Below are 21,413 nucleotides of genomic sequence, written 5' to 3' on the forward strand. Positions count from 1 at the left end.
GGAAGGAGACCGCACGTGTCCACTCATCACTTACCCCTCGATCCACCAGATAACCCCGTGCGCCGCACGCTGGTCAAGGCCGCCGGCTTGGCGCAATCACCGCCTTGCCGGGCCAGGCCGCGGCAATGACGGGCGCGTCGGCAGACGCGCAGGGACCAGCCCTGGCATCCAGGCCGGCGCCCGCGCGTGGCCGCGGCGCGCTGGGCGCCCGGCTGCAGGGCGTCCAGCATATCGGCGTCACGGTACAGAATATGGACCGCGCCCATGTCTTCTATACCGAGGTGCTGGGCGGCACCGAGATCATGCGCGACGGCGATTTCCAGGGTGACGTCATCCATAACACCTTGCTGTTGAACGAGGAGCTCGACGCCAGGCAGCGCGGCGTGAATCCGATCTCGCTTGGCGTGCCGGACTTGCGCGGCGGCGCCCAGCGGCTCGACGTGCGCTTCATCCAGTTCGACAACGTCGTGATCGAACTGCTGCAATACCGCGACAGCGCCCAACCCCAGGGGAGCGGCAACAGCTTCGCTCCGCCGCAGGCGTTCACCAGTCCGGCTTTCCCGAAGTCGATGCACGTTTGCTTCTATGTGCGCGAGGATGTCGATTTCAATCAGTTCATCCACGACCTGGAAGCGGAGGCGGCGCGGCGCGGGATGCAGAATGTGAAGGCAAATCGCATCGTGGCATCCGGCAGTGAACAGGCCAGACAGCAGGCGCCGCTCGACACGCTGACCAACCGTATCACGAGCGGCAAGTCCGATGGCTGGACGCTGATCTACGCCAGGGAACCGGAAGGTGAGCAGCTCGAGTTCGTCCAGGTGCGCGGCCAGGCCAAGCGGGTGTTCGGCGCTGCGCTGGAAGCGCGCGAACGTATGACGGCCACGGCCAGCAACTAGCCGCAAGGGGACACGGCAGGGAGGTGGCTTGCGCTTCTTATTGAGAGTGAGATATCATTATCGAATTGATGCGCTGGCATTCTTTTCCGATACCCCCACGACTCCAATCATGAAGATCAAGCTCCTCCCCCTGGCGCTGGCAGCCAGTGTTCCCTTGCTTGGCGCGCCCGTCCACGCCGCCGATCCGACCATCGTCATGGGTGAAGTGCGCGTCAGCGCCCAGCGCGATGCTGGCGCACTGCGCTCGAGCACGGTTCTGACCTCGGTCGACGTGCTCGGCGCCGACAAGATCGAAGACAAGAACGTGACCAATAGCTGGGAACTGGTCGGCCAGCTGCCGGGCATCCAGCTCACCGAGACCCGCATGGGCGCGGAGTCGGGCAAGGTGACCTTCCGCGCCTTCAATGGCGAAGGCTATATCAATGGCATCAAGGTGCTGATCGACGGCATTCCGAGCAATGTCAACAGCGGCAACCAGCGCTTCATCGACATGATTTTCCCGCTGGAAGTCGATTTCATCGAGGTCGTGCGCGGCACCAACGACCCGCGCTATGGCCTGCACAATATCGGCGGCAACATCAACCTGGGCACGCGTCAGGGCGGCAACTACCTGGATGGCCGGCTCGCCGTGGGCAGCTTCAACACCCGCGAGGCGCAGCTGGCCTACGGCCGCGAAGCGGACGGCTTCTCGCAAAACTATTTCGTTGCCAAACAAAAGACCGACAGCTTCCGCGCGCACGGCGATTCCGACAAATACACGCTCGGCGGCAAGTGGTTCGTGACATCGAAGGACAAGTCGCTCAGCGCCGGCCTGGTGCTGCGCACCTACGAGCACGATGCCGAGGAGCCGGGCTTCCTGACGGCCGCCGAACTGGCCGCGGACCGGCGCCAGTCGCCGGCCAAGAACGCGAACGACTTCACCAACCGCGACATGCGCCATGCCAGCGTCCACCTGGACTGGCAGATCTCGCCCGACGCGTTCCTGAGTAACAAGTTCTACTACAACGACTACCAGGACGACCGCCGCGTCACCTTTACCAGCAATCCGGCCGGCACGGCGCCGCGCCAGCGCCGCCTGTGGGACGAGGAGCAGCGCGGCTTCATGAGTACCCTGACCTGGCGCGCCAGCGCGCGCGTGACGGTGGACGGCGGCGTCAACACCGAGCGCCAGGATAACCGCTACCGGCGCCTGCGCTTCAACTACGCGCTACCGTCGGATTTCGGCACGCCGGCCACGACCCAGAACAACGACCGCTATTACCTGAACAATGTCGGCGCCTACGCGCAAGCGGTGATCAAGGCCACCGACAGCTTGCGCATCGTGCCGGGCTACCGGGTCGACCGCTTCACCGGCAGCAACCCGCTGCCGGGCGGCGGCGCGGCGGCGCTGCAGGACTACGGCTGGATCAAGCAGCCCAAGTTCAGCATGGTGTACAGCCCGGCCAGCGACATCAGCGTGTACGGCAACTGGGGCCGGACTTTCCAGATCCTGACCGGTTCGGTCGCGCCGGCCTACCTGATGCCGGGCCAGGCCCGCTTCGACGCCTCGGTCAATACCGGCAAGGAAGTCGGGGTCAAGCTCAAGCCGGGCCAGCATTCCGACCTGCGCCTGGCGCTCTGGCGCCAGGACGCGACCGGCGAAGTGGCGAACATGCCGGCCACCGGCACCACGGTGGGCCTGGGCGAGACGCGCCGCGAGGGCATCGACCTGCAATTGTCGGGCAAGCTGACGGATGAGCTCGAGCTGTGGGCCTCGCATTCGCTGCAAAAAGCCGAAGTGGTGAGCGCCTTCGCTGCCGATGGCGTCTCGCTGGCGGGCAAGGAAGTGTTTTCGACGCCACGTTATATCAGCAACGTGGGTCTCGACTACCACCCTTCCGAACGCTGGCACCTAGGGGTGCAGGGCAGGGCGCAGGGCAGTTACTACATCGACAACCCCAACCAGCTGGGCAAATACGGTGGCTTCGTCCTGTTCGACGCCAATGTGCGCTATGCGATCACGCCGAAGGTCAGCGTCGACCTCCAGCTCAAGAATATCGCCGACCGCCGTTATCAGTATGCGTGGTACGACAATTTCTTCTGGCCGGCGGCGCAGTCGCAGCCGATGTACTCGTCGGGCAATGGCCGTGCGGCTTATGTTTCGCTGAACTTCAAGCTCTGAGCTGGAGCAGGATTGGTATCGCTCGGCGAAAAAAAGTGATTGGAATTGGGCGCGGCATGTTCTTACGATGACGACATCGATGTCGCCACGAAAGAGTCCATGCCGCGTATCCTTTGCCTGCTGCTGTCAACCGCCTTCGTCATCGGCGACGCCTGCGCGTCGCCGACCTTCGCCAATCCGCTGGTAACGCAGCGCGCCGATCCGCAAGTAACCTTGCACGAGGACGGCTACTACTATTACACGGCCACCGTTCCCGAATACGACCGTATCGAAGTGCGACGCGCCCGCAGCCTCGACGAACTGGGCCGGGCCGAAGCGAAGGTGGTGTGGCGCCAGCATGCCAGCGGACCGATGAGCCGCAATATCTGGGCGGCGGAACTGCACCCGATCGACGGCAAGTGGTATCTGTACTTTACGGCCGGGCGGGCGGATGCGCCGATGGATATTCGCCTGTATGTGCTCGAGAACGCCTCGGCCAATCCCCTCGAGGGAGAGTGGATCGAGCGTGGGCAACTCAAGACCGGTTGGGAGTCGTTCGCGCTCGATGCGACCACCTTCACGGTGCGCGGCCAGCGCTACCTGGCCTGGACGCAGACTCCGCCCGCGGCCGGCAAGCACATGACCGCAGTCTATATCGCCCGGATGAGCTCAGCGCTGGCGATCGCTGGTCCGGCCACCTTGCTGACGGCGCCGCACCATGACTGGGAAAAAGTGAAATTCGAGGTGAACGAGGCGCCGGCCGTGCTGGTGCGTCATGGCCGGGTGTTCATGACGTATTCGGCCAGCGCGACCGACGCTAATTATGCGCTGGGCCTGCTGACGGCCAACGAGAATGCCGATTTAACGGAGGCGAGCGCCTGGACCAAGTCGCCGACGCCGGTATTTCGCAGCAGCGTGGCGACAGGCCAGTACGGCCCCGGGCATAACAGTTTCACGACGACGCCGGACGGCAAGACCGACATCCTGGTGTATCACGCGCGTAACTACCGCGACATCGTGGGTGACTCGCTGCATGATCCGAACCGCCACACACGGGCGCAGGTGGTGCGGTGGCGTGCCGACGGCACGCCGGATTTCGGCGAGCCGGTTGCTGACGCCAGCCGCTGAAGCCCGGCCAGCCAGGCCCGGGCCCGGGCCCGGCTGGCCGGAGCCCGGAGGCGCTGACGCCGATCAGCCGACCTGGCTGCTCAGCGCCGCGTCGTAGCGGCGCTCGACCTCGGCCCAGTTGATGATGTTGAAGAAGGCCGCGATGTAGTCGGGACGCTTGTTCTGGTACTGCAGGTAGTACGCGTGTTCCCACACGTCCAGGCCCAGGATCGGGGTGCCGCCCGACATGCCGGCGAACTGGCCCATCAGCGGATTGTCCTGGTTGGCGCTGCTTTCGACCAGCAGCTTGCCATCCTTGCCCACGGTCAGCCAGGCCCAACCGCTACCGAAGCGGGTCTGGGCAGCCTTGGTGAACGCATCCTTGAAGCGCTCGTAGCCGCCGAGGTCATCCTCGATGGCTTGCTTGAGCTTGCCCGAGGGTTCGCCGCCGTCCGCGCTCAGCACGGTCCAGAACAGCGCGTGGTTGGCGTGGCCGCCGCCGTTGTTGCGCACGACGTTCTGCACGCCTTGCGGCAGCGCGCCGATATCGGCGATCAGGTCTTCGACGGGCACCTCGGCCACGTTCGCCTCGGCGAGGGCGTTGTTGACGTTGGTGATATAGGTCTGGTGGTGCTTCGTATGATGGATTTCCATCGTGCGTGCATCGAAATGCGGCTCGAGTGCGTCATAGGCGTACGGCAGTGGGGGCAGTGCGTAGGGCATGATCATTCTCCGTTCAGATGGTTGGGAACGCTGTTCCGGCATAAAACGTTGCACCGGGACCGGTCGGTCCCGCGGTTAGCATGTGCTGGTCACATTACACAACCTCAAGCATGCTTGAGGTCAAGTGAAATGCGCGACCTCTGCGTTCGCGCAGTTCCGGCGACTTGGTGCCATGCGGCGACACGGCAAGAGGACGGGACGCGCAACTGCACATCCCGGAGACAGCTTACCGGGCGCCTGGTCCTGTCCAGAATACCAGCATCGCGAGGATGCTGGCGCGCCAGGTGAGCGTGAAGGCGATCGCGAGCGTGGCGCCGGCCAGCGCCATGAACCATACCAGCACCGCGATCGACGGCGAATCGACCGTCAGGCAGAGGACCAGCGACAGCAGCAGGGCGCCGGCGCCAGCGAGGCGCAGGGCCTTGACCGGCGCCGGGGAGGGGAGCGCATTGCCCCGCACCCGGGACCAGTGCACGTCCATCGACAGGGCAAGCCAGCCCATGCCGGCTACCGAGGCCAGCAGGCCCAGCAGCAAGAGCAGCGCGTCAGGCATGTCCGGCCTCCAGCGTCACGTTCTTGACCGCCAGCGGCCTGGCCGCGCGCTGCTGCAGCTTGCGCGCCGCCAGCACGGCCAGCGCGGCGCCGACCAGCATGAACAGGTCGGCGCCGGCCACCGGCCAGTAGCCGGAGCCGATGGTGCGCAGCAGGTGGTCGCCGGTGGTGATCCAGTTGAGCACCGGCGCGGTCACCGCCAGCACGGCGATGGCCAGGCATTGTTCGCGCCAGGCGGGTGCCAGGCGGCCCTCGGCGACGACGGCGGTGCGCCACCAGGCGTGGACGCCGGCCGCCAGCCAGGCGCCCCAGAACAGGGTTTTCTCCATGGCGCTGCGCAATGGCCAGCCGGCCGGCATCACATCCGGCAGCAGGCGGTTGGCGATCAGCATCGACAGGGTGGCCACCAGCATGCCGGTCACGACCGTGACAGCCAGCGCATCGACCACGCGCGCGCCGCTCACGCCCTGCCTGGCGTGCTGGCGCTTGCGCTTCTCGACGAAGAAGAACAGGCCGGTGGCAATGCAGGCCGCGCCCGACAGGCCACCCAGCACGTACAGCCAGCGCAGCAGCCAGTGCTTGAAGTGCTGCAGGTGCAGGCCGGTCAGGAATTCATTGATGCGCGCCACGACGGTCGGCGGCGGATCCTCGCGCAGCAGTTCGCCGGTGGAAGCCTTGAAGTGGATGCCTTCGCCAGTCAGCTGGACGCGGTCGGTGCCGGCGCGGTACACGCTGACATAGCCGTTGGCGTCACCGACGTGGGTCAGGTTCAGGTAGCCGACGTCGCCGGCCATGCCCTTCGCGGCCCAGCGGCGCTGGGCTTCGGCCACCATGGCGTCGACCGAGGCCAGCGGCGCGGCCACACCGGCGCGGTCGTGCGGCAGGCCAGTTTCCTTCGCTTCGACCATCTCGTGACGATCGTGCAGCGGGGTCAGCTGGGTATGGGTGACCGGGAAATAGATATAAGCGAAGATTACCAGGCCGGTCAGCGCAAAGAAGAAATGGAAGGGCAGGGCCACGACGCCGGTCAGGTTGTGCAAATCGAGCATGCTGCGCTGGGTGCTCTTGTTCGGGCGGAAGGTGAACAGTTCTCGGAAGATCTTGCGGTGCATGACCACGCCGGTCACGAGGGCCATCAGCATCATCAGGGCCGAGAAGCCCACGATCCAGTAGCCGACGTTCTTCCAGTCGAGGGTCAGGCTGTAGTGCAGCGGGTAGAAGAATTCGCTGCCGATCTTGAGGCGGTCGACCGGCAGGGCTTGACCGGTGCGCGGATCGACGGTGCGGTTGGCCCAGATTGCCGTCTCGTGGTCCTTGGCGTTCGGTACTTCATAGCCCGCGAACAGCAGCAGCACCGGGTCGCGGTGGGTAGTGTAGGCGCCCCAGTTGCGCGGGGTGTCGAAATGGGCCGGCAGCGGACCGTCGGCCAGTGGCGCGGTCATGGCGCGCGCGGCGGCGTCGGGCTGCATCTCCTTGAAGATTGGCGCCAGCATCTTGTCGAACGACGGCATTGGCTGCGGTTCGTAGCGGGTGTCGGGGATGGCCCAGCGATCGATCTCGCGGTCGAACACCGACAATGAACCAAAGAAGAACACGACCATCAGCACCATGCCCAGCGCCAGGCCGAACCAGGTGTGCAGCCAAGCCATTGTGTGGCGGAAATTTGGAAACATGTCAGCCCCCCGCCTGGATGATCAGGCTCTGCACCCACGAGGCGGCCGCGCTCATCAAGAGGCCCCCACCCACCAGCACCAGCGCTATCCTATGCAGCCCCTTTGTGGCGAAGGCCACCAGGAAGGCGGCCAGGAAGACCAGGAAACCGAGGATGTAGAGCAGGTGTTCGGCGTCGTGGAATTCCATGCCGGCGCCATACAAGGCGGCGATGCCCAGGGAAATGACGCCCCAGGTGAAGGCGTAGCCGCCGAGGATGGCCACGGCGGTGCGCGCGGCGATGTGACGTGGTGTGAGGGTGATCGAAGTCATGGTCGCGCTGGTTGGGCGTGGCTGATGGGAGTAGAGGGGTAAATGAGACGGCGAATGATAATCATTCTCATGATAGATGCATCACGCCGCCTTGACAAGGCGTCACCGGGAATTTGAACGGTATTTCGACACGGGCAGCGCGCGTCGTGCACGCCAGCAGGGGCGGGAGAACTATTGTTGCGCCCGGGCGCCGCGCTGCAGGGCAAGCGGACGTATTTCGGTCGTCTGTTGCATCGTATTGCGCCAACCGTCCGGTCCCAGCACCCACAGGCGGACAAAGCGTCCGCGCATGCGTTGGGCGCCCTGCAGCTCGGCGCGAAAACGTCCGGTGACGATTGCCGCGCGGCCATTGTCGAACATCCTGGTTTCAATATCGTCGACTTCGTAGGAGCGGTACTCGGACTCGTCGCGCGTCAGCAGTTGCAGGAATTCCGTCTTAGTGCGCGCGCGGCCGGTGCTTTCGACATGATAATAGTCGCCGCTGATGAGCTTACGCAGTGCGGTAATGTCCCGGCTGGCGACGGCCTGGGCGCGCCGTTGCTCGGCGGCGCGCAGGGACGCCGATTCGCGCATGCCGGCAGAATCGGTGGCGCTTGCACGCGGCCGGGGCGCGGGCGAGGCCGCGTCCGGCACGATGCTGACGGCTGCGGCAGGCACGGAAGCGGCAAGAAACAGCAGGACAGGCAGGAAGCGCATGGTCGGCATTAGTGTGGATCCAAAGCAAGTGTATATTTTTTCGGACGTCGCGTTGTAACAAATTATTGCCGCAATGCGACATTGCGCCTCCATCGGCAGCCCCAGCATGGCAAGGAAAACCACGGCCGGCGTGCTCTACCGCAGTCTCGGCAAGCCATTCGGCGCTGATCGTTCCGGTCGAGCTGTCCGCCGCGCACCGCAGCGGGATGCGGCTGCACCTGCGCACGGGCGCCTTGCGCATGATCGACCGCCCGGTCGAGCTGCCGGCGCTGCGGCGCGACGCCAGCCGCCTGACGGTCGAGGTGCGCATCGCCGCCATCAGGCGCGCGGCGGGCCTGCCTTGAGCGCCTTCCTGCACGACGTCATTCTGCGCAAGCAGTGCGAGGCCCAGGGCGGATACGAACCCGGCACGATGTGCTGGCCGGCCTGAAGAACCGGCGCGCTGATGGAGGCGTTGCCGCTGGCGCAGGCGCGCGCCGGTCGCATCCGGTATCGGCGCGGCCTGTTGTTCATCGACCTGGACGGCTTCAAGGCGGTCAACGACCGGCTCGACCACGAAGGGCCGTCGCGCCTGGCGCTGCTGCGGGCGATCGTCCTGCGCCTGCGCCAGGCGGGACGGGGCACCAACAGCGTGTTCCGGCTGGCCGGCGATGAATTCATGGTGCTGTTGGAACACATCAACGGCGCACTGGAAGATGCCTGCCTGCCTGCCTGCCGGGTCGGGCGCAAGCGGGTCGGGACGCTGTCGGTCCCGGTCGAGCTGTACGGTGACACGGTCCAGGTCGGCGCCAGCATCGGCATCGCGGTCCAGTCACCCGGACTCGCACCCACGCCGGAAGCGTTGATCAAGCAAGCCGACCACGGGATGTCCGAGGCCAGGAAATCCGGGCGCGGCTGCGTATTGGCGCTTCCGTCCGCGGCGCAAGCGGATTAAGATGGTGAACATGGCATGCGCGCCGCATTGGCGCTGCGCACGACCGATTGGTTCATCTACCGGAGAACATCATGCATACCGCAGGCGGGCAAGACATCCAGGCGAACAAGGGTACGATGGGCATCGACCTGCTGCGGATCGGCCTGGCGACGGCGATGATCCTGCTGGTGCCGCTGGTCGCCATGCAGTTCACGCGCGAAGTGGCATGGACCGGTCTCGATTTCGGCGCCGCCGCGCTGCTGCTGGCCAGCGCCGGACTGGCCTGCCTGCGCACCGCGCGCCGGGTCGCGCGCCTGCGGCCGTGGCAACAAGTCATGGCCGTGGGCGTGGTGGCCATGGCCGGCGCTGCGACCTGGGTAGAGCTGGCGGTCGGCGTGTTCTTTGGTATCGGCAGCTAAGCCACGCCACGCCGCGCGCAGGTATTTCGCCCGGGAATCGCGCCCGAGAGACGTGCAAAGGAACGTGCCCGACAAACGCGCCCGGGCAATGCGTCCAAGTAACGCGCCCGACAAACGTGCCCGAGCATTGCGTCCAAGTAACGCGCCCGGATGACGCGTTCCGGTGACGCGTCCCGGGTGACGCGTCCGGGCGCCGCGCAGCCCGCGCCACGCCGTCTTTCCGCGCGTCTGGCTCGCTAGCGCAGCCGCATGCCGTCGAGCTTGAACGGCTCGGCAATGAATACCGTATCGCACACCTCGCTCGGATAGGCATAGTCGAAAGCGACCTGGCCGCCGCTGCTCACCGCCACCAGCCGCGCCTGGGTGCGGGCCGCCAGCGCAGAGTAGGCCACCAGGTATTGACCGGGGGCGCCCTCATAGGTAGATGAGCATATATCCGACAGTAACTCGCGGTTGGCGTCCCAGGTCCAGACTTCGCGCGCCGTGCGCGCCTTCTCGTCGATCGCATAGCGCGACGGTGTGCTGAAGCTGCGGTTTTCGCCTGCCGGCGCACCGGCCGGCTGGTTGAGGCTCGCCAGGCCGTTATTGAACAGCAGCAGCTCGCGGCTGGGGCCGACCGAGAGGGTATGCTGGCCGATCGGCGCCTTGCCTTCCGTGACCCTCAGGGCAAGTGCGCGCAGCGAAGGATAGTTGACGTGCCAGTGCTTGCTGGTATCGCCCAGCAGCCAGCGGATGGCACCGGTGTCGTAGTCGAGCTTGACCACGAAGTTCTCGCGGCTCGAGATCAGCAGCGCATTGTCCTGGGCATCGTAAATGGCCGAGTTCATATGGAACCAGTCGACGCCGTCGCGCACGAAATCATCGGGATTGTCGCCACCCGCGCGCATCGCCGCGCGGAAGATCTGGGCCAGGTCCCATTCCTTGAGCACCCGCCCCGAGATGTCGATCTCGGCCAGAATCGACTCGATCAGCAGCACGCCCCCGACCTGGGCGTCGAGTTCGGCCAGGAAACCGGTTTTGCCGCGCGCCAGTTCATGGTGGAAGTTGGTGAACCTGGGATCGTCCAGGCGGCTGCTGCGCACGCTGCCGTCGACGTCGACCTGGTGCAGGAGTGGGGCGGCCGCGTCCCCGACATAAAAGGCGTCGTCACCGAACAGTGAAGAGAACGAGTTGCCGGGCCCGGCCCCGGCCCAGCGCATCTGGCCGTCGCTGTCGAGGATGACCGGCGTCGTGATGCCGTTCTTGACGAGCATGTAGTCGAAGCCGGGCGAGGCCGCGCCGCGCGCCGTGCGCACCTCGGGGGTGGCATACAGCGTGGCCGGGCCGGTATAGGACCCGGTAACCACCTCCACCCTGGACTCGTGGATGGAGCCGTCGAGAAAGCGCGTGGTGAGGGTGAGCTCGTTGCGATGGTCGGCATACAAGCCGAACACGGGAAAGGCGAGGCGTCCGCTGGCGCCATCCCAGGCCGCGCGCCGCCCCAGCCAGGCGCGGTCGTAGGTGACGGACACCGGACGCGAATGCGAGCCGGCGCGGCCGGCAATGGTGTAGTGCACGCTGTCGATGTGGGCGAAGTCGCCCAGGGCGAAACTCAGCTGCGCCACGAAGGGCGTAGTGCCGGCTGTCTGGGCGATGACGCCGATGCCGGCGCGCTCGGCCTGCGATTTGTCGTCGTCCCTGCCGCCGCACGCGGCCAGGAGGGTAGTCATCAGTATCCAGAGGAAGAGCGTGATTGACGGCTTCATCGGTACTCCTGCGGTGGGGGCGGAATCCTCGCGACGAGGGCCAGCCTCAGTTGTAAGCCTTTGACGAACCCGTGCCTGCGACCCGCGCAAGGCGCTTGCGCGAACTAAATGAAAAACGCTTGACCTTCCCATCGTGGGAAGGATTATCCTCATGGTATGGATCATGGGAACAAGCAAATGAACAAGACAGTCCTGCTTATCGACGGCATGACCTGCGCCTCTTGCGTGGCGCGGGTCGAAAAGGCATTGCACGCGGTGCCGGGCGTGACGGGCGCCAGCGTCAACCTCGCCACCGAAAAGGCCAGCGTGAGCGGTAGCGCGGCGGCCGAGGCCCTGGCGGCGGCCGTGCGCACGGCCGGCTATGAAGCGCAAGTGGGATCGCCCGACGCCACCGGCGCGGCGCCCATGCGCCAGGACCACCCCGCGCGGCTGCCTGTCTGGTGGCCGGTGGCCGCCGCCGCGCTGCTGAGCCTGCCGTTGGTGCTGCCCATGCTGGCAGCACCCTTCGGCCATGACGCGATGCTGCCGGGCTGGCTGCAACTGGCGCTGGCGACGCCGGTCCAGTTCTGGCTCGGCGCGCGCTTCTACCGCGCCGGCTGGAAGGCGTTGCGCGCCGGCAGCGGCAATATGGACTTGCTGGTGGCGCTCGGCACCAGCGCCGCCTATGGCCTGTCGCTGTACCTGCTGCTCACGGCGGGCGGGCGCGGTGCGCATGCCGAGCCCCACCTGTATTTCGAGTCGTCGGCGGTGGTGATCACCCTGGTCTTGCTCGGCAAATGGCTGGAAGGCCGGGCCAAGCGCCAGACCCTGGCCGCATTGGACGCCCTCGGGCGCCTGCGGCCTTCAGAAGCGCTGGTGCGGCGCGCCGGCGCCGATGTGTCCATCGCGCTGGGCGAGCTGCGGGTAGGCGACCTGATGGTGCTCAAGCCCGGCGCCCGGGTGGCGGCCGACGGCCGCGTGGTCGACGGTCGCAGCCACCTGGACGAATCGCTGCTGACCGGTGAAAGCTTGCCGGTGGCCAAGGGGCCGGGCGACAAGGTGGCCGGCGGCGCCGTCAATGCCGATGGCCTGCTGCTGGTCGAGGCGACGGCGGTGGGCGCGGCGACGATGTTGTCGCAGATCATCCGCATGGTCGAGGATGCGCAGGCGGTCAAGGCGCCGATCCAGCGCCTGGTGGACCGGGTCAGCGCCGTGTTCGTGCCGGTCGTGCTGGCGCTCGCGCTGGCGACCCTGCTGGGATGGGGTCTTGCCAGCGGCGACTGGCAGGCGGCCCTACTCAATGCGGTGGCGGTGCTGGTGATCGCCTGCCCGTGCGCGCTGGGATTGGCGACGCCGACCGCGGTCATGGTCGGCACCGGCGCCGCGGCGCGCCACGGCATCCTGATCAAGGACGCCGAAGCCCTCGAGACCGCGCACGCGCTGGACGTCGTGGTGTTCGACAAGACCGGCACCCTGACCGAAGGCAAGCCGCGCCTGCTGGCCCACGAAGGCGCGGACCCGGCCCGGCTGTTGTCGCTGGCCGCCAGCGTGCAGCAGGGCAGTTCCCACCCGCTGGCCGGCGCCGTGCTGGAAGAAGCCGCGCGCCGGGGCCTGGCGCCACAGTACGCCGGCGCCGCGCGCGCCTTGCCGGGCCGTGGCGTCGAGGCCGAGGTCGGCGGCGCCACGATCATGCTCGGCAACCGGCGCCTGATGGAAGAACTGGGCGTGCCGGCGGCGGGTGCCGAGCAGCACGAAGCGCAGGGCCGCACCGTGTCCTGGCTGGCCGAACGCCGCGCGGGCCAGGTCAGCGTGGTGGGCCTGCTGGCCTTCGGCGACCGCATCAAGCCGGGCGCCCTGGACGCCGTCGCGCAATTGAAGCGGATCGGCATCGAACCGGTCCTGCTCAGCGGCGACAGCCTGGGCGCCGCGCGCGGCGTGGCGCAGGCGCTCGGCATCGAGCGGGTGCATGCCGAGGTGCTGCCGGCCGACAAGGCGCAACTGATCGCCGCGCTGCGCGCGCAAGGGCGCAAGGTGGCGATGGTCGGCGACGGCATCAACGACGCGCCGGCGCTGGCGGCGGCCGACGTCGGCATGGCGATGGCCACCGGCACCGACATCGCGATGCACAGCGCCGGCGTGACCCTGATGCGCGGCGATCCGCGGCTGGTGGCCGACGCCATCGCGGTGTCGCGCCGCACTTACCGCAAGATCCGCCAGAACCTCGGCTGGGCCTTCGTCTACAACGTGATCGGCCTGCCGCTGGCGGCCTTCGGCCTGCTCGACCCGGTGCTGGCCGGCGCCGCCATGGCGCTCAGCTCGGTCAGCGTGGTCGCCAATGCCCTGCTGCTGCGGCGCTGGAAGGCGGCGCCGCCCCTGCCGGCAAGCGCGCCGCACCCATTATCCGAATCCGAATCCACTTCAACCACCGGGGCGACGCCGCCCCAACCATCAGGAGAACACAGCATGTATGAACTGACCGTGGAAGGCATGAGCTGCAAGCACTGCGTGGGCCGCGTCACCAAATCTGTGCAGGCGGTCGACGCCGAGGCCAAGGTGGCGATCGATCTCGACAAGGCCAGCGTTCGCATCGACAGCCGGGCCGACCTCGAGCGCATCGTCGCGGCCATCGACGGCGCCGGCTATCCGGTGACGGCGCGCGCTTCGGTGTAGCGATTTCTCCGTCCAAAGTATCAATCATGGACGGAAAGACATCAATATCCCTCCCTATGCACAGGAAATTGCGCTATATTTTATTGAAACGACAATAAATACAGGCGCCGCCCCGGACAGCCCAGTATCACCCCGCTGTCCTCGCCGGATCCTCCACGAGGAGAACCATGCGACATGGCGTTCTAGCGGAACCGACGAACCTGGTAAAGCATCCGCCGAGCAGTGTCCAGCTGCGCCATGTGGTCTGGGTGCTGGCCGGTCTGGCGCTGGTCTTCGCGCTGCTGGCGCCGGTCGCCCGCACGCCGCTGGCGCAGGCGCCGGAATTCATTCCGATCTACGGGGCGGTGCTGGTTGGCGCCAACCTCCTGACCGGCGTGCTGCTGCTGGGGCACGTCCACACGGCGCGCTCGCGCGCGCTCGGCATCCTGGTGCTGGGCTACCTGTTCACGGCGCTGATCGCCGGCGCCCACCTGCTGACCTTCCCCGGACTGTTCGCCGCGCAGGGAGTATTGGGTGGCAATATCCAGACCATGCCCTGGCTGCTCCTGGCCTGGCATGTGCTGTTCCCCCTGTTCGTGCTCGGCTATACGCAGACGTCCAGGTCGGCGCCGCCGCTGCCCCCGCACTTCATGCGCGTCGGCGCCTTGCTGATCGTGCTGTGCGTGGCGCTGCTGGTGCTGGTGTCGACGTCGGGTGCATCCTGGTTGCCGCCCCTGATTTCCGGCATGCGCACGCTGCCCCTGTATCACTGGATCTCCAGCGGCGTGCTGGTGCTGTCGCTCTGGGTCTTGTGGGCGATCGTGCGCAAGGCGCCGCGCACGGTGCTCGATATCTGGCTGGCGGTGGCGATGGCGGCCTGGGTGTTCGAAGTCGGGCTGTCCTGCGTGCTCAACGCGGGCATGTACGACCTTGGTTTCTATGCCGGCCGCCTGTATGGCCTGGCGGCCTCGCTGTTCGTGCTCGGCGCGCTGGCGATCGACAGCATCGCGCTGCATGCGCGCCTGCACGCGACGTTCGAGGAAATGATGGAGACCCGCGCCCATGCCCAGTGGCAAAGCCTGCTGGGGACGGTGCTGCGCCAGTTGCCCGACGGCGTACTCATCGTCGACGCGAGAGGGCGTTGCGTGATGGCCAACGACCAGGCCAGGCGGATGGCTTCCTGCTTCGCGCCCGGGCTCGGTCCCGATCCCGATGGCGCGGCCACCGACGGCAAGCCGTACGGCGTGTCGGCCATGCTCGACCTGGTCAGGGATCCGGTGGCGCGCGCACTGGGCGGCGACACCTTCCGCGACGCCCTGCTCGAGAGCGAGCGCGACGGCGTGCGACGCGTCTACACGGTGAGCGGCGCGCCACTGCGCGAGGGCGCAGCCGACCTGGCGGCGGCCGTGATCGTGCTGGACGATATCACCGAGCGCACCGAGGCCGGCGCAGCGCTGGCGCGCGCGCTGGACCAGACCCGCTACCTGATCGAAAATACCCCGCTGGCCGTGATCGAATGGAACCGCGAGCGGCTGGTCACCCTGTGGAACGACCGCGCCGAAGAGCTGTTCGGATGGCGTCACGAAGAAGTGCTCGGCGAGCGCATCGATGCGCTGCCGATGATCCACGAAAGCGACGCCGACCAGGTCGAGCAGATGATCCGGCGCCTGCTCGAATCGCCGACCCGCCACGCCAAGTCGAGCAACCGCAACCTCACCCGCGACGGCCGGGTACTGTGCTGCGAGTGGTACAACTCGGTGCTGGTCGACGAGGCGGGCGAAGTCCAGACCGTGTTCTCGCTGGTGCTCGACGTGACCGAACGCGAACAGGCGATGGACGGGCTGCGCGTGGCCGACCAGCGCAAGGATATCTATATTGCTACCCTGGCCCACGAGTTGCGCAACCCGCTGGCGCCGATCGCCAACGCCGCCTCGCTCCTGCGCAGCAAGACGCTGCCGCCCGACCGCATCGAGTGGATCGCAGCCATGGTCGGGCGCCAGGCGGCCCAGATGGCGCGCCTGCTGGACGACCTGCTGGACGTGTCGCGCATCGGACGCGGCAAGATCGAGTTGCGGCGCAGCCGGGTGGAGCTCGGGCGCCTGATCCGCGACACCCTGCAGACCAGCATGTCACTGATCGAGACCGGGCGCCATCATGTGACCATGCGGCTGCCGGACGAGCCCTTGTGGGTCGAGGCCGACGCGCTGCGCCTGACCCAGGTGTTCGCCAACCTGATCAACAACGCGGCCAAATACACGCCGCCCGGCGGCGCGCTCGAGATCGGGTTGCGCTCCGAGAACGGCGAAGCGGTGGCCTGGGTAAAAGACAACGGGGTCGGGCTCGACGCCGGCATGATCGAGCGCGTCTTCGATCCCTTCGTGCAGGTCAGCAGCGCCAGCCACATGGCCCAGGGCGGCCTGGGAATCGGGCTGGCGCTGGCCAAGGGCTTTGTCGAACTGCACGGCGGCAGCATCCGCGCCGAGAGCGCAGGGCCGGGCAAGGGCGCGGTCTTCCTGGTGCACCTGCCGCTGTGCGAGGCGGCCGAGCCGGAAGCGAGCGCAGAACGCCACGCGCCCGATGGCGCCGTCATCGGCCGGCATATCCTGGTCGCCGACGACAACGTCGACGCCGCGGAGTCGCTGGCCTGGCTGCTGCGCTCCGAAGGCGCGACCGTGACGGTGGCGCACGACGGCGCCCAGGCGTTGCGGCTGTACCACGAGCGCTGCGCCGACATCGTCGTGCTCGATCTCGGCATGCCGGAGATGGGCGGGCTGGAGGTGGCCGCCATCCTGGCCGAGAAGTGCCCGCGGCCCTACCTGATCGCGGTCACGGGGCGCGGCCGCCAGGAAGACCGTGCGGCGTCGCGGGCGGCCGGCTTCGACCAGCATTTCACCAAGCCGGTGGCGCCGCAGGAACTGATCGAACTGTTGCGCACGGTGGGGGAAGAGCCGGTTCGCGGCTAGTTTGTTCTTCCGTCTGTTCCTCGGCGTTGTCCACGAGCGGCGACAAGTAAAGAGTGCCACTGGTGGCGTCGCCGAATGGGCGATGTCGTGCGCGGACAAATCGATATGAACCCAGTTAACAAGCCATACTCGCCGCCTGCACGTTCGCAGCAACCAGCATCGCTTCGGCTACGGTCTTCACCGTGAGCGGTTCGTCCGTCACCTCGGGTGGCGGTCGCGGTGTCGATGCCTCGGCGAGTGCTAACTCGGCGACACTGCTCGACGTGGCGTTTCCGAATACCGGCGGCGTCACGCAGACGTTCAACCTGACCACGGGGAACCAGGGGAGCAGCACCTTCACGATTGGCAGTGTCCGCTTGCGCGGACCGGATGACAGCCAGGGCATCAGGACGAATGAAATGGATGATCCGGGTGTCACGTGCGCGCAGGATTTCCTCGCCCCGGGCGTCGGACGTACTCGATCGTCGCGGTTGGTACTGCCGTTCTGCGCAGTATCCAGGACAGCGCAGTCGATTACACGCTGACCTGGTCGCCGCTGACTGGCAACGTCGGCACGACCGGCCGCTACCAGATCGATCTGTTCGACCTGGAGATCTCGACCGTTCCGAGCGCTCCACAAAATCAACTCGCCCCCTTACCCTGCTTGACGTCGAGGTGCCGGCCGATGCGCCTGAACCGGGCAGCCTGGGCCTGCCGGCCATCGGCATGCTCGGCGCCGGTTTCCTGCGCCCGCAGGCGTGCCACCTGATCTACCCGAAGCCGCGGCGCAATCCGCGGCTTCGCGCATCTGGAGATCCGGGCAGGCCGCCGAACGCTTCGCGCCCGACTTCGCTGTTCCCGATACGAAAAAACGCCTAGTGGTGGTCGTGCCCGCCCGCGTCCTTCGCACCGGGTTTGCGCGCATCGAGCGCCTGGCCGGCCGGCGCCGGCGCCGGCCTGGCATCGGGTGCGCCGATCGGCGCCGGCGCCTCGCCGGTCCATTCGCGCGCGACGGTGCCGGCCGGGTGGCGGTACCAGCCCGGGTCGCGATAGTCATTGCGCGCCAGGCCCTCACGCACCTTCAGTACCGTGAACATGCCGCCCATCTCGAGGTTGCCGAAGGGGCCGTCGCCGCTCATCATCGGCAGCGTGTTGGCCGGCAGCGGCATCTTCATGTCGCCCATCGAGCCTCCCTTGTCGCCCATGACCATATAGCCCGGCACCAGCTTGTTGATCTTCTCGGCCACGCCGCGGTGGTCGACCCCGATCAGGGTCGGCACGTCGTGGCCCATCGCGTTCATCGTGTGGTGCGACTTGTGGCAATGGAAGGCCCAGTCGCCGGGCGCGTCGGCCACGAACTCGATCGCCCGCATCTGGCCGACCGCGACGTCCGTGGTCACCTCCGGCCAGCGCGCCGATTTCGGCACCCAGCCGCCGTCGGTGCCGGCCACCTCGAAGCGGTGTCCGTGCAGGTGGATCGGGTGGTTGGTCATGGTGAGGTTGCCGACCCGGATGCGGACCTTGTCGTTGATCCGCGCGACCATCGGATCGAGGCCCGGGAATACGCGGCTGTTGATGGTCCACAGATTGAAGTCGAGCATGGTGTTGGTGCGCGGGGTGTAGCTGCCCGGCTCGATATCGTAGGACGACAGGAGCATCACGTAGTCGCGGTCGACCGCGTGCTGGCGCGGGTTTTTTGGATGGGTCACCCAGAAGCCCATCATCCCCATCGCCATCTGCTGCATCTCGTCGGCATGCGGGTGGTACATGAAGGTGCCGGCGTGGCGCGCCACGAATTCGTAGACGAAGGTTTTGCCAGGCTGGATGCCGGGCTGGGTCAGGCCGGTCACGCCATCCATCCCGCACGGCAGCAACTGGCCGTGCCAGTGCACGCTAGTGTGCTCGGGCAGCTTGTTGGTAACGAAGATGCGCACCCGGTCGCCCTCGACCACCTCGATGGTGGGACCGGGACTCTGGCCGTTGTAGCCCCACAGGTTGGCCTGCATGCCGGGCGCTAGTTCGCGCACCACGGGTTCGGCCACCAGGTGGAATTCCTTGACGCCGTCCTTCATGCGCCAGGGCAGGGTCCAGCCGTTGAGCGTGACCACCGGGTTGTAGGGACGGCCGCTGGCCGGGGCCAGTGGGGCGGCGGTGGCGGCGGAGCCGTGCACCGGGGCTTCGGGCAGCACGGCGGCGCCGGCCTTGCTCACCAGCGAGGCGCCCAGCATGGTTACGCCGGCGCCGGTCAGGAACGATCTGCGGTTGGTCATGGTGCTTCTTTCTTGTCGTGTGCGTGGGCAGGCGTGGCGTTCGCCCGCGACTCCGGCAGGCGGCCTCCCAGGGCGGCTTCGAGGTCGGCCACGGCCAGCCAGAAGTCCTTCTGGGCCTCGATGGTCGCGTGTACCGCCGCCGCCTGCTCGCGCGCGTCGGTCAGCAGTTCGAAGGGACTGGCCAGCATGCCGTTGTAGCGCAGCAGGGTTTCGTCAGCGATCCTGCGGCGCAGCGGAATCACGTGGTCGCGGTAGTGGCGCGCGACGTCGTGGCTGGCGCGGTAGCCCAGGTAGCCGGCGCGCGCCTCGCTGCGCGCATTCACCGCCGTCTCGGCGACCCGGCCCAGCGCCTGCATATAGACGGCTTGCGCGCGCGCGACCCGGGCCCCGCCCCAGTCGAACAGCGGCAGTTCGAGGGTGACCTCGTAGCCTTCGCTGCGCGGTTCGCCCGTCTCGCTCTTGCTGGCATAGCCCAGGTCGAGCACATTGACCATGCGCGTGGCGCGCGTCAAGCCCAGGTCGGCGGCGGTGCCGGCGGCGGCGGCGCGCGCGGCGCGCACGTCCAGGCGCCGTTCGAGCGCCAGGCGCTCGATGCCGGCCAGCTCGACCGGCTGCACGGGCAGTTCGGGCAGGCGCTCGGGCAGCGTGTAGCCGGCCTGGGCTCCCCACAGGCCGAGCTGGCGCGTCAGGTGTTCGCGCGCGGCGTCGCGCGCGCGGCCGGCGCGCAGCACGGCGGCGCCGGCTTCGGCATGGAAGGCCGATTCGCGCGCCAGGTCGAGGGCGCTGGCATTGCCGGCCAGGGTCATGCGTTCCATCAGTTCGCTGGAAGCGTCGGCCGCGGCCGCGACCTGGCGCGCGTAGTCGAGCGCCTGGCCGGCGGCCACGGCCTCGATCCAGGCACGCCGGGTGGCGATCGCATGGCGCTCGATCGCGGCGGCGACCCGCAGCGTCGTTTCCTCATGGCGGCGCGCGGCCATGCGCTGGCGCAGCGGTAAGGTCAGGAGGCCGGCCAGGTCGAGCGACACGCCGCGTTCGATCTCGCGGCTGCCGCCACCGTCCATGCGCGAGAATCCGAAGGACGGATTGCGCAGGCGCGACGCCTGGGCCAGGTCGGCCTGGGCGATGCCGGCATCCCAATAGCTGGCCTGCAGGCCGGGGTGGTTCAGGATGGCGATGCGCACCGCGGCGTCCAGGCCGAGGGGCTCCTCGAGCAGGGCGTCGATCTCGGTGGCCAGCGCGCGCCGGTCTTCGTCGCTACGCAGCAGGCGCGGTTCGACGCCGGTGCGGGCCTGGGCGTCGCCCGCACTGGCGCGCAGCGCGGCGGCAGGGTCGAGGCTGGCGCAGCCGGCCAGCAGCAGCGCCGCGCCCGTGGCCAGCGCGCAGCGAACCATGATTGGCGTGGGCATCAGTGGTGTTCCTCGTGCTTGTGCTCGCGCTTGTGCTCGTGCTTGTGCTCGTGCTTTTGCTCGTGTTCGTGCCGGGGGCGCCCGTGGTGGTGGGCGTGCGGGTCGGCCCTGGGCGCCGCCTGGTCGGCTGGTCCGGCGTGGCCGGCTTGTGCGCCGTGTGCGCCGTGCCCGCCATGCGCGCCATGCGCGGGCTGGCTGGCCACGGTGCGGTTGCTTTCCTGCCAGTTGCGGTCGGGTGTGGACGCGGCCGCGACGGGGGGGCGCTGGACGTGCGTGGCCTGGTAGCGGGTCGCGGGGACAGCTGCGGCAGGATCGTCGGCCGTGCTCTGGGCGACGGCAGGCATGGCTGCAAGGCTTGCAGCGAGCAAGGCGGCCGCGCCCCAGGGCGTGGCGGTGTGGGTCGACATGGTGTTCCTCGTTCGGATGGATGCGTCATAGCCGCGCGCGCAGCGCGGCAAGTGGCGATATCAGGCGAGCGAAGGGCGGGGAGGTCGTTCGGGCAGGGCAAGGTCGACCCCCACCGGATGGCTGGATGTGGCCGCGAGGAGGGGGGTGTTCAAGGCTGGCGGCGCTGGCGCGACGCTTGACATAGGCGCCATCGCGGCGCCCATGCAGCAGGCGGCGCAGGCGCTGCAACTGCCGTCGTGGTCGTGGGAATCCGGTGCAGCGCTGCCTGTCGCCTCTTGCATTTCGTGGCAGGGACCGCTCGCGGCGTCGTGCCGCGCGCTTGCCTGAACAGTATGCTTTCCCCCTTGCGGCGCATCATGGGAGCACGCAAGCATGGCTGCCGAAGCGATTCCCTGGAACGGGATCGCCAGCAGCATGAGCCACACGAACAGGAGACGAACGGAATATTTCACGCGGCGATTCTAGCATGGCGTCCCCATTCCCCGGCAAGCCCCGCCTCGACCACGATGCGCGCCATCGCGTGGCGACGTTTGATACGATGCTCCAACACTTGCTGCCGGAAGGGTTCGACCATGCTTGACGCCG

20 protein-coding genes are annotated in these 21,413 nt (G+C 67.6%); 9 read left to right on the forward strand and 11 right to left on the reverse strand.

Going from position 1 to position 21,413, the window contains the following annotated elements; all coding sequences use genetic code 11:
• Positions 1 to 125 precede the first annotated feature (125 nt).
• The 3 genes from AC56KW_RS16670 (at position 126) to AC56KW_RS16680 (ending at position 4,164) form a co-directional block, all read left to right on the forward strand.
• Entirely contained in the window at positions 126 to 896 is a 771-nt protein-coding gene (locus tag AC56KW_RS16670) for a VOC family protein (protein ID WP_497171795.1), read from the forward strand.
• Positions 897 to 1,005: 109 nt separating this feature from the next.
• Positions 1,006 to 3,057, forward strand: coding sequence for a TonB-dependent receptor (locus AC56KW_RS16675; RefSeq protein WP_497171796.1), 2,052 nt, complete (start codon positions 1,006 to 1,008; stop codon positions 3,055 to 3,057).
• A gap of 99 nt (positions 3,058 to 3,156) precedes the next feature.
• Entirely contained in the window at positions 3,157 to 4,164 is a 1,008-nt protein-coding gene (locus tag AC56KW_RS16680) for a glycoside hydrolase family 43 protein (protein WP_497171797.1), read from the forward strand.
• A 63-nt stretch (positions 4,165 to 4,227) separates the two neighbouring features.
• Here AC56KW_RS16680 and AC56KW_RS16685 read toward each other — a convergent pair whose 3' ends face one another.
• From AC56KW_RS16685 to AC56KW_RS16705, 5 genes are all read right to left on the reverse strand, one after another.
• Positions 4,228 to 4,866 carry a superoxide dismutase gene (locus AC56KW_RS16685; protein ID WP_497171798.1) on the reverse strand — a complete coding sequence of 213 codons (639 nt, stop codon included), beginning with the start codon at positions 4,864 to 4,866 and terminating at the stop codon, positions 4,228 to 4,230.
• 226 nt (positions 4,867 to 5,092) lie between these two features.
• Entirely contained in the window at positions 5,093 to 5,419 is a 327-nt protein-coding gene (locus AC56KW_RS16690; RefSeq protein ID WP_497171799.1) for a DUF3325 family protein, read from the reverse strand.
• On the reverse strand, positions 5,412 to 7,091 hold the full coding sequence (locus tag AC56KW_RS16695) for a PepSY-associated TM helix domain-containing protein (RefSeq protein WP_497171800.1): 1,680 nt from the start codon (positions 7,089 to 7,091) through the stop codon (positions 5,412 to 5,414). Before AC56KW_RS16695 ends, AC56KW_RS16690 begins: the two co-directional genes overlap by 8 nt.
• 1 nt (position 7,092) lies before the next feature.
• Complete coding sequence (locus AC56KW_RS16700; RefSeq protein WP_497171801.1) at positions 7,093 to 7,401, reverse strand: iron uptake protein; 309 nt, start codon at positions 7,399 to 7,401, stop codon at positions 7,093 to 7,095.
• Positions 7,402 to 7,572: 171 nt separating this feature from the next.
• The gene (locus tag AC56KW_RS16705) at positions 7,573 to 8,106 is read right to left on the reverse strand and encodes a nuclear transport factor 2 family protein (RefSeq protein ID WP_497171802.1); all 534 of its coding nucleotides are present in this window, start codon (positions 8,104 to 8,106) and stop codon (positions 7,573 to 7,575) included.
• A gap of 197 nt (positions 8,107 to 8,303) precedes the next feature.
• On the opposite strand from AC56KW_RS16705, the gene AC56KW_RS16710 reads away from it, so the two are divergent.
• The 3 genes from AC56KW_RS16710 (at position 8,304) to AC56KW_RS16720 (ending at position 9,429) form a co-directional block, all read left to right on the forward strand.
• Positions 8,304 to 8,441, forward strand: coding sequence for a hypothetical protein (locus tag AC56KW_RS16710; RefSeq protein ID WP_497171803.1), 138 nt, complete (start codon positions 8,304 to 8,306; stop codon positions 8,439 to 8,441).
• Positions 8,442 to 8,542: 101 nt separating this feature from the next.
• Positions 8,543 to 9,031 (forward strand): diguanylate cyclase domain-containing protein, encoded by a 489-nt coding sequence (locus tag AC56KW_RS16715; RefSeq protein ID WP_497171804.1) that lies wholly within the window; start codon positions 8,543 to 8,545, stop codon positions 9,029 to 9,031.
• A gap of 71 nt (positions 9,032 to 9,102) precedes the next feature.
• Positions 9,103 to 9,429 (forward strand): hypothetical protein, encoded by a 327-nt coding sequence (locus AC56KW_RS16720; RefSeq protein ID WP_497171805.1) that lies wholly within the window; start codon positions 9,103 to 9,105, stop codon positions 9,427 to 9,429.
• A 236-nt stretch (positions 9,430 to 9,665) separates the two neighbouring features.
• On the opposite strand, the gene AC56KW_RS16725 is transcribed toward AC56KW_RS16720, so the two are convergent.
• Positions 9,666 to 11,138: an aryl-sulfate sulfotransferase gene (locus AC56KW_RS16725; RefSeq protein WP_497171806.1), complete on the reverse strand. Its 1,473-nt coding sequence runs from the start codon at positions 11,136 to 11,138 to the stop codon at positions 9,666 to 9,668.
• Positions 11,139 to 11,330: 192 nt separating this feature from the next.
• Between AC56KW_RS16725 and AC56KW_RS16730 the strand changes: the two genes are divergently transcribed.
• Together AC56KW_RS16730 and AC56KW_RS16735 are read left to right on the forward strand one after the other, a co-directional pair.
• Positions 11,331 to 13,823: a heavy metal translocating P-type ATPase gene (locus AC56KW_RS16730; RefSeq protein WP_497171807.1), complete on the forward strand. Its 2,493-nt coding sequence runs from the start codon at positions 11,331 to 11,333 to the stop codon at positions 13,821 to 13,823.
• A gap of 167 nt (positions 13,824 to 13,990) precedes the next feature.
• On the forward strand, positions 13,991 to 16,765 hold the full coding sequence (locus AC56KW_RS16735) for a PAS domain S-box protein (RefSeq protein ID WP_497171808.1): 2,775 nt from the start codon (positions 13,991 to 13,993) through the stop codon (positions 16,763 to 16,765).
• 115 nt (positions 16,766 to 16,880) lie between these two features.
• Here the strand turns inward: AC56KW_RS16735 and AC56KW_RS16740 are convergent, their stop codons facing one another.
• A complete protein-coding gene (locus AC56KW_RS16740; protein ID WP_497171809.1) occupies positions 16,881 to 17,105 on the reverse strand; it encodes a hypothetical protein in 225 nt (74 codons plus the stop codon).
• A gap of 53 nt (positions 17,106 to 17,158) precedes the next feature.
• Between AC56KW_RS16740 and AC56KW_RS16745 the strand changes: the two genes are divergently transcribed.
• The gene (locus AC56KW_RS16745; RefSeq protein WP_497171810.1) at positions 17,159 to 17,623 is read left to right on the forward strand and encodes a hypothetical protein; all 465 of its coding nucleotides are present in this window, start codon (positions 17,159 to 17,161) and stop codon (positions 17,621 to 17,623) included.
• Here the strand turns inward: AC56KW_RS16745 and AC56KW_RS16750 are convergent.
• The 4 genes from AC56KW_RS16750 to AC56KW_RS16765 form a co-directional block, all read right to left on the reverse strand.
• The gene (locus AC56KW_RS16750) at positions 17,620 to 19,014 is read right to left on the reverse strand and encodes a multicopper oxidase family protein (RefSeq protein ID WP_497171811.1); all 1,395 of its coding nucleotides are present in this window, start codon (positions 19,012 to 19,014) and stop codon (positions 17,620 to 17,622) included. The genes AC56KW_RS16745 and AC56KW_RS16750 overlap by 4 nt on opposite strands.
• On the reverse strand, positions 19,011 to 20,420 hold the full coding sequence (locus AC56KW_RS16755) for a TolC family protein (RefSeq protein WP_497171812.1): 1,410 nt from the start codon (positions 20,418 to 20,420) through the stop codon (positions 19,011 to 19,013). Before AC56KW_RS16755 ends, AC56KW_RS16750 begins: the two co-directional genes overlap by 4 nt.
• Positions 20,420 to 20,827, reverse strand: a complete 408-nt coding sequence (locus tag AC56KW_RS16760; protein ID WP_497171813.1) for a hypothetical protein — start codon at positions 20,825 to 20,827, stop codon at positions 20,420 to 20,422. Before AC56KW_RS16760 ends, AC56KW_RS16755 begins: the two co-directional genes overlap by 1 nt.
• A 449-nt stretch (positions 20,828 to 21,276) precedes the next feature.
• The gene (locus tag AC56KW_RS16765) at positions 21,277 to 21,402 is read right to left on the reverse strand and encodes a hypothetical protein (protein WP_497171814.1); all 126 of its coding nucleotides are present in this window, start codon (positions 21,400 to 21,402) and stop codon (positions 21,277 to 21,279) included.
• Positions 21,403 to 21,413 lie beyond the last annotated feature (11 nt).

It is taken from the genome of Telluria sp. RT2P19, assembly GCF_059685725.1.